The organism is Sulfurimonas sp. HSL3-7, from assembly GCF_039645985.1.
Classification (GTDB): Bacteria; Campylobacterota; Campylobacteria; order Campylobacterales; family Sulfurimonadaceae; genus Sulfonitrofixus; species Sulfonitrofixus jiaomeiensis.
The window spans coordinates 143,759-155,803 of record NZ_CP147919.1; the positions used below are offsets into that span (position 1 = coordinate 143,759).

12 protein-coding genes are annotated in these 12,045 nt (G+C 47.8%); 8 read left to right on the top strand and 4 right to left on the bottom strand.

From position 1 onward, the window contains the following. The first annotated feature begins 147 nt into the window (after positions 1 to 147). The 8 genes from tig to WCY20_RS00735 all read left to right on the top strand — a co-directional run bounded on the left by tig (position 148) and on the right by WCY20_RS00735 (position 8,711). Entirely contained in the window at positions 148 to 1,452 is a 1,305-nt protein-coding gene (gene tig / locus WCY20_RS00700; protein WP_345976274.1) for a trigger factor, read from the top strand. Further along, positions 1,452 to 2,045: an ATP-dependent Clp endopeptidase proteolytic subunit ClpP gene (clpP, locus tag WCY20_RS00705; RefSeq protein ID WP_345976275.1), complete on the top strand. Its 594-nt coding sequence runs from the start codon at positions 1,452 to 1,454 to the stop codon at positions 2,043 to 2,045. Before tig ends, clpP begins: the two co-directional genes overlap by 1 nt. 22 nt (positions 2,046 to 2,067) lie before the next feature. Beyond that, entirely contained in the window at positions 2,068 to 2,592 is a 525-nt protein-coding gene (def, locus tag WCY20_RS00710) for a peptide deformylase (RefSeq protein ID WP_345976277.1), read from the top strand. A gap of 175 nt (positions 2,593 to 2,767) precedes the next feature. Then, positions 2,768 to 3,985 carry a NifS family cysteine desulfurase gene (locus tag WCY20_RS00715; protein WP_345976279.1) on the top strand — a complete coding sequence of 406 codons (1,218 nt, stop codon included), beginning with the start codon at positions 2,768 to 2,770 and terminating at the stop codon, positions 3,983 to 3,985. 28 nt (positions 3,986 to 4,013) lie between these two features. After that, positions 4,014 to 4,988 (top strand): iron-sulfur cluster assembly scaffold protein, encoded by a 975-nt coding sequence (locus tag WCY20_RS00720; protein WP_345976281.1) that lies wholly within the window; start codon positions 4,014 to 4,016, stop codon positions 4,986 to 4,988. A 188-nt stretch (positions 4,989 to 5,176) separates the two neighbouring features. After that, positions 5,177 to 6,646 (top strand): PhoH family protein, encoded by a 1,470-nt coding sequence (locus WCY20_RS00725; RefSeq protein WP_345976283.1) that lies wholly within the window; start codon positions 5,177 to 5,179, stop codon positions 6,644 to 6,646. A gap of 37 nt (positions 6,647 to 6,683) precedes the next feature. Further along, positions 6,684 to 7,298, top strand: coding sequence for a hypothetical protein (locus WCY20_RS00730; protein WP_345976285.1), 615 nt, complete (start codon positions 6,684 to 6,686; stop codon positions 7,296 to 7,298). A 78-nt stretch (positions 7,299 to 7,376) separates the two neighbouring features. Continuing rightward, positions 7,377 to 8,711: a CoA-disulfide reductase gene (locus WCY20_RS00735; protein WP_345976286.1), complete on the top strand. Its 1,335-nt coding sequence runs from the start codon at positions 7,377 to 7,379 to the stop codon at positions 8,709 to 8,711. Positions 8,712 to 8,713: 2 nt separating this feature from the next. Here WCY20_RS00735 and aroC read toward each other — a convergent pair whose 3' ends face one another. From aroC to WCY20_RS00755, 4 genes are read right to left on the bottom strand one after another with little or no spacing between them, the layout of a single operon-like run. Then, positions 8,714 to 9,790: a chorismate synthase gene (gene aroC, locus WCY20_RS00740; RefSeq protein ID WP_345976289.1), complete on the bottom strand. Its 1,077-nt coding sequence runs from the start codon at positions 9,788 to 9,790 to the stop codon at positions 8,714 to 8,716. Then, positions 9,787 to 10,467 carry a ribonuclease III gene (gene rnc / locus WCY20_RS00745; protein WP_345976290.1) on the bottom strand — a complete coding sequence of 227 codons (681 nt, stop codon included), beginning with the start codon at positions 10,465 to 10,467 and terminating at the stop codon, positions 9,787 to 9,789. Before rnc ends, aroC begins: the two co-directional genes overlap by 4 nt. Positions 10,468 to 10,484: 17 nt before the next feature. Next, entirely contained in the window at positions 10,485 to 10,916 is a 432-nt protein-coding gene (gene rnhA / locus WCY20_RS00750; RefSeq protein ID WP_345976292.1) for a ribonuclease HI, read from the bottom strand. Beyond that, a complete protein-coding gene (locus WCY20_RS00755; protein ID WP_345976294.1) occupies positions 10,891 to 11,934 on the bottom strand; it encodes a tetratricopeptide repeat protein in 1,044 nt (347 codons plus the stop codon). The genes rnhA and WCY20_RS00755 overlap by 26 nt, the downstream gene beginning before the upstream one ends. Positions 11,935 to 12,045: the final 111 nt, after the last annotated feature.

A 12,045-nucleotide genomic window follows, 5' to 3' on the forward strand; every position in this document is an offset into this window, starting at 1 on the left:
ATAAATCCTTTGCAAATCAGTTACATAGAGATATAAGCATGTATCAGTTCTCAGTGATAAGTTGCTCTATAATAGAACTATTAGCACTTTTTCGCTATTATTGCCCAAATTTTTATCCAGCCACATGGCAAAATACAAAGGGATTAGATGAACGTTAAAGCTAATAAAATTGACGGTGCAAACGCTACGATTGAAGCACAGATTACAAATGAAGAGGTTGCTGCTAACGTAGACAAAATCGCTAAACAGCTTGCAAAAACAGCCAATATTCCAGGTTTCCGTAAAGGCAAAGTACCTGTATCTGCAGTGAAAAAACAGTACGGTGAACGTCTTGTTCAAGATGCAGAAGCGGAAGCGCTTCGCGAGGTTCTTTCCGCAGGTCTTACTGAGATCGGTGTCGCAAACGAAGCGTTGATCGGTGAGCCGCAGATCAGCAAGTTCGATAAGGGTGAAGCGAACATCGACGTTGAAGTCACCGTTGCTATTCGCCCGGAGATCGACCTGGGTGACTACAAGCAACTTGTCCCTGAGTTCAAAAAACCGAAGATCACGGCGGCAGCAGTAAAAGCGCGTATCGACGAACTTGCACTTGCGCAGGCACCATTTGAAACGGTCGAAGAGGATCGCGAACTGGTTGAAGGTGATACAGCGATGATCGACTTCGAAGGTTTTCTTGACGGTGTCGCATTCGAAGGCGGCAAAGCAGAAGGTTTTTCACTGACACTGGGTTCTAAACAGTTTATCCCGGGTTTTGAAGACCAGGTGATCGGTATGAAAAAAGGCGAAGAGAAGACGATCAAAGTAACCTTCCCTGAAAACTACGGCGGTAAAGAGCTTGCCGGCAAAGAAGCTGAGTTCAAGGTCACAGTGCACGAGATCCAGACAAAGAAAAAACCTCGCCACGATGCGAAACTGGCGAAACAGATGCTTCCTGGTGAAGAAGAAGCGACAATGGACATGCTTAAAGAGAAGATCCAGCAACAGCTTGAAAGCGAAGAACTTACGAAGCTATACAACGAAGAGCTTAAACCGAAGATGCTTGAAACACTCGTTGAGAAGATCGATGTCGATCTTCCGAAGTTTGTTGTCGAACAAGAGATGGATATGGCACTGAACAAAAAAGCGCAGACCATGAACGAAGATGAGATCAAAGAGCTTCAAGAGAGTGCAGAAAAAGTACAAGAGCTTCGTGAAGAGTTCCGTGAAGAGGCTTCCCGTTCAGTAAAAGCAACATTCATTATCGATGCACTTGCAAAAGCAGAAGGTATTGAAGTCGCTGAGCAGGAAGTAATGCAGACGATCTACTTCGAAGCGATGCAAATGGGTCAAGACCCCGCAGCAGTTTATAAGCAGTACCAGGAGTCTGGCTACCTTCCGGCAATCCAGATGGCGATGGTAGAGGACAAAGTGCTTTCTAAATTGCTTAACGATACGGTTAAAGAAGAGGCGTAATGAGCTATATTCCTTACGTCGTAGAAAAGACGGGTCGTGGTGAACGCTCGTATGATATCTACTCCCGTCTTTTAAAAGACCGCATTATTATGCTTAGCGGTGAGGTGAACGATCAGGTCGCCTCAACGATCGTGGCACAGATGCTGTTCCTCGAAGCAGAAGATCCGGATAAAGATATCTATTTTTACATCAACTCTCCGGGCGGTGTTGTGACGGCGGGAATGGCGATATACGATACGATGAACTATATCCGTCCTCATGTTGCGACGATCTGTATCGGCCAAGCGGCCTCTATGGGTTCTTTTCTGCTCAGTGCCGGTGAAAAAGGGAAGCGCTTTGCACTGCCTCATGCACGAATTATGATCCATCAGCCGCTTGGCGGCGCGCAAGGGCAGGCAAGCGATATTGCTATCCAGGCACAAGAGATCCTGCGTATGAAAGCAGAACTTAATGCGATCCTGGCAAAAAACACAGGTCAAAAGATCGAGACGATCGAAGCCGATACCGACCGCGATAACTTTATGAGTGCACAAGAGTCTGTGGAGTACGGTCTTATCGACGAAGTGCTAACCAAAAAAGAGAAAAGCGAGTAGGCTTTTCTTCTGAGAATTTAACATGATCCTTCCCATAGTAACCTATCCCGATAAACGTCTAAAGACCATCTCCGAACCGGTCACGGACTTCAATGAAGAGCTTCATACTTTTCTGGACGATATGTATGAGACAATGATAAAAACCAACGGCATCGGCCTTGCAGCAATTCAGGTCGACCGCCCGATTCAGGTGCTTATCATCAACCTTCCGAATGATGATGAAGAGGGTCTGCAGGACAAGGTAAACCTGCTGGAGATCATCAACCCGAAGCTTACGCATAGTGAAGGTACGACGAGCTATCAGGAAGGGTGCCTGAGCGTGCCGAAATTCTACGAAGATGTCGAACGGTTTGAAAAGATCGCTATCACCTATCAGGACCGTCACGGCAATGCCTGTTCTCTAGAGGCTGATGAACTGTTGAGCATCGCTGTTCAGCATGAAATGGATCACCTGCAGGGTAAACTTTTTATCGAAAAACTCTCTTATGCCCGACGCAAGAAGTTTGAAAAAGAGTATAAAAAACTTCTTAAAGAGAAAAAGAGGTAGGCATACCTTCTTTGCTTCGACACTGCAAAACAGCTCTATTGATTCCATTCCTTAAAGTAAAATTAGTATAAAAAAACCTTAAGGAAGCTATAACAACTCTTAGTCTATTATCTCACCATCGAATTAGGATAAAAATTGTCCTATTTAAATCAATAATCATTATCGGGAGAAATATATGCAAGTCTATATGGATAACAATGCCACAACAATGGTAGATCCTCAGGTACTTGAAGTGATGCTTCCATACTTTTCGGAACAGTATGGCAATCCAAACTCACTCCATAAGTTTGGAACAGCTTCTCACCCTGCGATCTCTAAAGCGATCGATCAGGTCTATACAGCGATCAATGCAGCGGATGCTGACGATATCATCTTTACATCATGCGCGACGGAATCCAACAACTGGGTTTTGAAATCGATCTGGGTTGATAAGATCCTCAACGGTGACAAAAACCACATCGTGACAACAGAGGTGGAACACCCTTCCGTCCTGTCAACTTGTAAATTCCTGGAAGAGCAGGGTGTAAAAGTGACCTATCTTCCGGTAAACGAACAAGGTATTGTCGAAGCGCACACGGTTAAAAGTTTCATCACCGATAAGACTGCTTTGGTCTCTGTCATGTGGGCAAATAATGAAACAGGTATGATCTTTCCTATTAAAGAGATCGGTGATATCTGTAAAGAGAAAGGGGTGCTTTTCCATTCAGACGGCGTTCAGGCTGTAGGCAAGATCCCCGTAGATCTTCAAGCGGTCCATGTCGATTTTGTCTCAATGAGTGCCCATAAATTCCACGGTCCTAAAGGGATAGGCGCGCTGTACATTAAAAACTCCCAGGAACTTTCTCCGTTATTAAACGGCGGTGAGCACATGGGCGGTCGTCGTTCGGGTACACTGAATGTACCTTATATTGTGGGCATGGGTAAAGCCCTGGAGCTCGCGACAGAAAATATAGAAGAGAAGATGGCCGCAATCCGTGCTAAACGCGACCGTTTGGAAGGGGCACTCCTGGAAGCGATTCCCGAGACATTTACGGTCGGTGATCGTGATAACCGTACCCCTAACACCATTCTTATCTCGATCCGCGGGGTTGAGGGAGAAGGGATGCTCTGGGATCTTAACAACGGCGAGATCGGCGCATCAACAGGTTCTGCCTGTGCATCGGAAGACCTGGAAGCAAACACCGTTATGCTGGCGATCGGTGCCGATAACGAACTGGCCCACACCGGTATCCGTCTGAGCCTGAGCCGTTTTACAACCGATGAAGAGGTTGACTATGTGATCAACCATTTTAAAAATGCGGTTACGCGTCTTCGCGCTATCTCAAGTTCATACGCAAAAGTAAAACCAACACCGGGCGGCGAAGTTCAAGAGTGTGAACTTCACCACCACTAGACTGAAAAGAAAATAGAAAGGATATTTTATGGCAAAAAATGATTTATTAGGCGGCTCTCTTTGGGACGCATATTCGAATAAAGTAACAACTTTGATGAACAACCCTCAGCACCAGGGCGAGATCACGGAAGAGGAAGCATCTGCAAACGGGCATAAGCTTATCGTAGCCGACTTCGGTGCCGAGTCTTGTGGTGATGCGGTTCGTCTATACTGGGAGATCGACCCGGCAACAGACAAGATCGTTAATTCAAAATTCAAAAGTTTTGGTTGCGGTACGGCGATCGCTTCGTCAGACGTAATGACAGAGCTTTGTATCGGTAAAACGGTTCAGGAAGCGGTAAAGATCACAAACATTGATGTTGAGATGGCGCTGCGTGACGATCCGGATACACCAGCTGTTCCACCGCAAAAGATGCACTGTTCGGTCATGGCGTACGATGTTATCAAAAAAGCGGCAGGCCTCTATATGGGTGTTGACGCCGAGAGTTTCGAAGAGGAGATCATCGTGTGTGAATGTGCACGTATCTCTCTCGGAACACTTCAGGAAGTTATTCGCCTGAACGATTTGACGACGGTTGAACAGATCACTGACTATACGAAAGCGGGCGGATTCTGTAAATCATGTGTTAAACCTGGCGGTCACGAAGACCGTGAATACTATCTTGTTGATATTCTTGAAGATACACGTAAACAGATGGATCAGGAGAAGATGGCCGCTGCAGCTGATGCCGGTGTAACGGGCGATTTCGAGACGATGACACTGGTTCAAAAGATCAAAGCGATCGATGCGGTGATCGATGAGAGCGTACGCCAGTTCCTTGTCATGGACGGGGGTAACATGGAAGTTATCGATATTAAAGACTCTGACGAATACATTGATGTGTACATCCGCTACCTCGGCGCCTGTTCTTCATGTTCATCATCGACGACAGGGACACTTTATGCAATCGAGTCAACACTGAAAGAGAAGCTTTCAGGCAAGATCCGCGTTCTTCCGATCTAATCTGCTCTTTGACCCCGCGCTCAGCGGGTGTCTATAACCTCCAACACCACGATATCTCTTCTGTACTTTTTTTATTCAATACATTTTTCATTATTTATAATTTTGTGGTTATAATTGATTAACGAGCACCAAAAGGCCTTTTAAAAGGGCGCTTCAGAGGTGACTCTACCTTAGTTGAAGGATTCGTTTTGAACGATGTACAAAGCTGCTACCTCCTCGATACTTCCGTTATTTTAGATGATCCACTGAATATTTTGAGAATTTCGGAAAACAATGAAAATATCGTTGTGATTACCGATATTGTTCTGGCTGAACTCAATAACAAGAAAGATGACATGCGCTCTGATGCGGGTTTCAGGGCCAGAGAGTTTTTCAGGCTCTCCGATAACGACAAGGGGTCAACGATCACGTTTGATGATCTGCCCGACTGCGTGAAGCGAGACAGCGATGCAGCGGCGTGCAGAGACGATCTCTATTACCGGCTGGTCCTGCCGTTTGAACCGTCGGTTCTCGGCAACCGGGATTTTGACAACGAGGTGCCGCTCTATATCGTCTATCGCAGTGACTACCGCATCAGCCGTGTATTCGACGAAAAAAAAGGGCTCAACGATGCGAAGATCGGTGAGATAGCCAAGGATTACGGCTTGACGCTCCTGACAAACGATATCTCCTTCAAGATCGCAGCCGAAGTGCAGGATATCGCTTCCGAGAGCATCCGCAACTCGCGCGTCGAAAATGCCGATGCGATAGAGTTCGCACACAGCTACTACTACAACGACGAACCTTTTGTTGATGATGAGAAGGAGCACAACGATTTTGAGCAGATGACCTTCATACAGAAAGCGAAGAGTGAACAGAACGAGATATACGAGACCGGTATCCAGCGCTATGCGATAAATATGCATAACACGTTGGAATGGTGTGATTTTGACCGCCGTTTCGGGGAGTATTTTGACGAAGAGCTGGTCCGCCCCATCAACCTGGAGCAGAAATTTTATTATACGATCCTGACCCATCCGCAAAACAGCGTTACGGTGGTCGCCGGCTCGACGGGTTCGGGCAAGACACTGATGGCGCTTCAGGCAGGCCTTGAGCTGGTTAAGGAGGGACTCGTCGAGGGGATCGTCTACGCACGTAACACGGTGACAGCAAGCGATCCCCAGGCGGAGCTTGGCTATCGCAAGGGGGACCAGGAACAGAAACTCGGTTATTTTATGTATCCGCTCTATTCAGCCATCAACTTTACGATCGAGCACCAGACTAAGCGTTCTATAGAGGCAAAGGTAGAGTATACAGGCAACATCAACACCACGAAACGTGAAAACGCTACGGAACAGTTCATGGCCAAGTACAATATCGAGGTGATGGATATTGCCCATATGCGCGGGACAACGATATCGCGCAAGTTTGTCATCATTGACGAGGTGCAGAACATGACCAATGCGACGATGAAGCTGATCGGTACCCGTATGGGGGAGGGGACACGCCTTGTCGTTATGGGTGATGCCCACCAGATCGACCACCCGTTCCTTTCCAAGCGCCGCAATGCTCTTGTCACACTGCTGCACAAGGCGCAGCATAGCGATTTTGTTGCCGGCATACAGCTGCGCCATGTGATTCGGAGCGAGGTGGCCAACTGGTTCGACAAAAATCTGTAGCTGATGGAGTTTACCTACTCTTGTGTAGAATATGTTTATGAAACAGACAACTCTATTGACGCTTTTTACTGCTGCCGTGGTTCTCATCTTCGGCTGCAGCAGTGATGACCGCCAGCAGCCCTACATGATGGGCGAAAAACCGGCTGAACAGAAACGTATCTACAGCGTCCCCGCTTCCAAGACGGATAACACTGTCGCGATTGCTGAAATCGAAGCTGAGAGTCGCAAAGAGATCGCAAAGATCAACAAAGAACGCGATCTCGAACTGCAGAAGATGGAGCAGAATACGAAGCTTATTGCCCTGCAAACCCAAAATGAGCTGGCCCTTAAAGAGCACAACCTCTCCAGCTTTGTGCAAGAGGGTGAATATGCCCTGAAAAAAAGCACACTGATCGTCATAGCCCTTTCTTTGACAGCTTTTTTTGTACTGAGTTTTTATATCTTTAAAAAGCGTCGCGAAGATAAGTTGAAGATGCACCAGGATGAGCTGGAAAAAGAGATGTATCTGCGAGAAAAAGAGCTTCAGGTCAAGATGGCGGAGAAGATCCTCGATACCATTGCAAGCGGCAAGCTCTCGAAAGAGGATGAACAGCATCTTTTGTCAACTCTGGATAAGACAAACCCCGGCATCTCCTACAAGAAGAACAAATAGAACGCTCTTGTCATTTGACTATGCGCATATTATGTTAAAAGCGTTACAATAGTTTAAAAAAGATTTGGAGTAATTGGTATGAAGATAGTCATCATCGGTGGTGCCGCTGCAGGGATGAGTGCTGCTGCAAAAGCGAGACGCCTGTTGAAAGAGGGTTCGGTTACTATCTATGAGAGGGGAGAGATCATCTCATTCGGTGCCTGCGGACTGCCTTATTATGTAGGCGGTTTTTTTGATGACAGCGCGAAGATGGTCGTACGGAGTGTTGCACAGGCGAAAGAGAGCGGCATTGAGGTCTTTACCGGGTATCAGGTACTGCGTATAAATAGTGCTGAAAAGCTGCTTGAGGTCCAAAACCTCCAAAGCGGCGAAATATTTCATGACAGCTACGACAAGCTGATGATCGCGACCGGTGCCAATGCCATCATGCCGCCATTTAAAAATAACAGACTTGGCAATATCTTTACATTGACAAAGCTGGAAGACGGTCTTGGACTTAAAACAGCGGCCGCCATGGAAAGTGTTCAAAATGTTACGGTCATAGGCGGCGGTTTTATCGGTATAGAAGTCGTTGAAACGATGATAAAACTGGGCAAGAAGGTTCGTATCATTGAACGAAATGAACGCATCTTCAACAGGGTATTTGATGAAAGGATCACAGCGCTTATGCAGGAAGAGCTGATAAGCCATGGCGTTGAACTGACCCGGGAAGAGAGTGTCTCCGGTTTTGAAGGGGTGGACAGTGTTGAGGCGGTTGTAACGGACAAAGGTCGATACCCAACGGACCTAGTTGTGATCGCGACGGGTTTCAGACCCAATACGGATTTTTTAGAAAAGAGCCCGGTTGAGCGTCTCTCTAACGGTGCGGTCATTGTCAACAACAGCGGTGAAACAAGCGTCACAGACATCTATGCCGCGGGCGATTGTGCCACGGTACCGCATATCGTTAAAGAGGAAGATGTTTACATCCCTCTGGCAACCGGTGCCAACAAGCTTGGTCGCGTAGTCGGGGAAAACATGGCCGGCGTCGAGGCCTATTACCCCGGCTCGCTGGGGTCGGCATGCGTCAAAGTTATGGACTATGAGGCAGCATTGACAGGTATCAGCGAGTCAGATGCCGTGAAGATGGGAGTGGCGTACAAAACTGTTTTTATTAAAGATAAAAACCATTCCGAATTTTATCCCGGACAAGAAGACCTTTACATCAAACTGCTGTACGATGCAACGACAGGCATAATTCTCGGCGGGGAGGTATTGGGTAAAGATGGGGCAGCGCTGCGTATCGACGTGATCTCAATGGCGATCAAAACAAAGATGACGGTAAAAGAGCTCGGGATGATGGACTTTTGTTATGCGCCGCCTTTTTCAAAGGCATGGGACGCGCTCAACGTTGCCGGGAATGTAGCTAAATAGAATCAGCCCTCGTAATAGCTTTTTACACCGTCCATCGTCCGTCCCATATTCAGCAGGACCATATCGGCGACAACAAGGGCAGCCATCGCCTCGGCAACGACTGAACCTCGGATTGCGACACATGGGTCATGACGTCCCTTTAGTGCAAAATCGACCTCTTCATCATGAGTCGTTGTCGTGTGCTGTTTGATAAAGATGGAGGGTGTCGGTTTGAAGTAGACATTCAGCCGTACCTCTTCACCGTTGCTGATCCCGCCCAGGATCCCGCCGGAGTGGTTGGATTCGAACCCCTCTTTTCGGATCGGGTCGTTATTGGTCGAACCGAAAGCTCTGGCACTTTCATAACCGTCGCCGATCTCAACCGCTTTAACGGCGTTGATCCCCATCATCGCCTCGGCAAGGACACCGTCAAGTTTGTAATAAAGGGGTTCACCCAGACCGATAGGCAGGTTATGCATCCTGATCTGGGCGACACCGCCGACAGAGTCGTGACGGTTTTTGGCTTCCAGAATGGCCTCTTTCTGGGCCTGCTCGACATTTCTGTCAAGCGCATAGATCTCGCTTCCGGCAGGGTAGCTGAAATCAAGCTCTTTGGCGTGAATGCCTGCGATCTCGATGATACCGCTCTCTATGGTGATGCCGAGCTCATTGAGCATCAGTTTGGCCACGGCTCCTGCCGCGACGCGTGCCGCAGTCTCGCGAGCAGAAGAGCGTCCGCCGCCGCGGTAGTCGCGGATGCCGTATTTGTGCCAGTAGGTAAAGTCGGCATGCCCCGGACGGAAGGTGTCTTTGATGTTGGAGTAGTCTTTGCTCTTCTGGTTGGTGTTGTAGATCACCATAGCGATCGGCGTGCCGGTGCTGACACCTTCAAAGACGCCGCTGAGGATTTCGACGCTGTCGGCCTCTTTACGCGCTGTCGCAAACTCGTTCTGGCCCGGTTTACGGCGGTCCAGCTGCGCCTGGATATAGGCCTCGTCTATAGTGAGTCCTGCCGGAACACCATCGATCAGACAGCCTATCGCTTTGCCGTGGGACTCGCCGAATGTTGAAAAGCTAAAACGGATGCCGAATCGGTTCATTTTTCATTTTCCTTTAGTATGTTGATAGCAAGAAATGCAGCCTCTTGTTGGGCAATCTTTTTGCTCTTTCCGCTGGCCCGGGCATACTCTTTGCCATCGACATGGACGGCGATCTCAAACTCTTTTTTATGGTCGGGCCCGTGGGAACCGACAAGCTTGTATTCCGGGGTGGTTCCGAATTGCGCCTGGGTCATCTCCTGAAGGGTTGTTTTATAATCTTTAAAGAGGGTGTCAAGGGAGATGTCCGGATAGACCTCTTCAAGCAATTTGATACTGATATCGCGGGCTTTCTCCAGACCGGCCTCAAGATAGAGTGCCCCGATGATCGCCTCAAAGGCATTTGAGAGCAGAGAGGGTTTGCTACGGCCGCCATTGTTCTCTTCTGCATTGGACAATAAGAGTTGTTTTCCCAGCCCGATATGGTTGGCTAAACGGGTAAACCCTTCCTCATTGACCAATGAAGCACGCATTTTAGAGAGTTTTCCCTCATCGTGATTGGGGAAGTTCTCAAAAAGGTATTCGCCGACGATAAGATCGAGCACCGCATCGCCTAAAAACTCTAAACGTTCATTATTGTAGGGCTGTTTGTAGCTCTTATGGGTCAGCGCTTCAATAATGAGCTTTTTGTTTTTAAAGCTATAGCCGAGTCGATCCTCTAATGCTTTTATCTGTTCCATTTTTATCCTTTCGTAATTCAGTTGGCGAGAGCTTTGAACTCTTCTGCCTTGGCCCGGGCGATATCGTCACACCTCTCGTTCTCTTCATGACCGACATGTCCTCTGACCCAGATCCCATGGATATGATGCGGTTTGGCAACTTCCATGTACTCTTGCCAAAGATCGGGGTTTTTGACCTTTTTGAAGCCGCGTGCGATCCAGCTATCGAGCCACTCGTTGATCCCTTTGATCACATAGGAGGAATCCGAGACAATCTCGACCTCACAGGGCTCTTTTAGGGCCTTCAACCCTTCGATAACGCCGCGCAGCTCCATGCGGTTGTTGGTCGTGTGCAGTTCGCCACCGCTGATAATGCGCTCGTTGTTATGGTAACGCAAGATCGTCCCAAACCCGCCTGGCCCGGGGTTACCTAAGGCACTTCCATCACTGAAAAGAGTTATTTTCTTCAAAGTGATCCTTTGTCAAAAGTGCTTCTGTGACGACCGAATCGATCTCATGGCAGTTTGGACATCGATGGAAGCTGAACGGATAGACCTGCTTGCAATGGTTGCACAGATAATCAAACTGCAAGGTGGCACCGCCTTGGTCTGCCATATTGAGCTTGATCAGGACATCAAACTCAAAGATGTTGCTCTCCTGGGCAGCAAAAGTTAAGCCTTTGGCGCTAAAGAGTTCGCGCAGATAACTGTTAGATGAAATTATATCCAAATTTGCCTCAGCTTCGCGGGCATTCCAGAGGAGGTCGATCATCCGTTCGCACTCTCCGAGATCGAGGTTTTTCCAGGCCAGATCCGGGGTGTGGCGAAAGAGATATTCAAAAATAAGGTAGCTTAAGAGGTGATGCTCCTGGTACAGAGCCAACAGCTTCTGCGCCTTCTCCTCTACTCCGAATTGACTGCTTCGAATGATGCCGACGGCGGCGAGATAGATACGGTCTTTCTTGTTATCGATACCCAGCTCCTCCAGCGGTTCCAGGACTTCAAGGGCTTTGTCAAACTGATGCATCTGTTCATAAATGATCAGCAGATAACGCAGGGCTTTAGGCGTACGGGGAAACTGTTTCAGGATCTGTAGAAATATCTCCTGTGCACGTTCCAAAAACCCTGCCTTGAAATAGGTCACCCCCAAAAGATAGAGGGTCTCTACTTTTTGGGCCGGCTCTTTTTGAAGTTCAAGCAGAATGAGATAGATCTCGATACACTTCTCGTAGTCGCCGTTTTGGAAATAGGTCTGTGCCATGATGAGTGCGGATTTTTCGGAGATCGCTTCGGAGTGCATGAGTGATTTCAGCTCCTGCTCCGTCGGCATAGAACTAAAAACATCAAGAAAACTGTTGAAATAACGCGACTCCTCCTTGTGTTTGATGCGACTCCACCAATATGAAAAAAGCGCGATCACAAAGACAAGAGAAAAGAAGATGATGATGCCAAACAGCGGATCACGAAATTCTATAAATAAATCGTTCACACCCTCTCCGTTTTTTATTATGATTATACCCCACCCTTACTTGTGTGAAGGCAAAGCAAGATAAAACTGTTGAAGCATCCAAAGAGCCATACACTGTTCAGGCAACAGGCA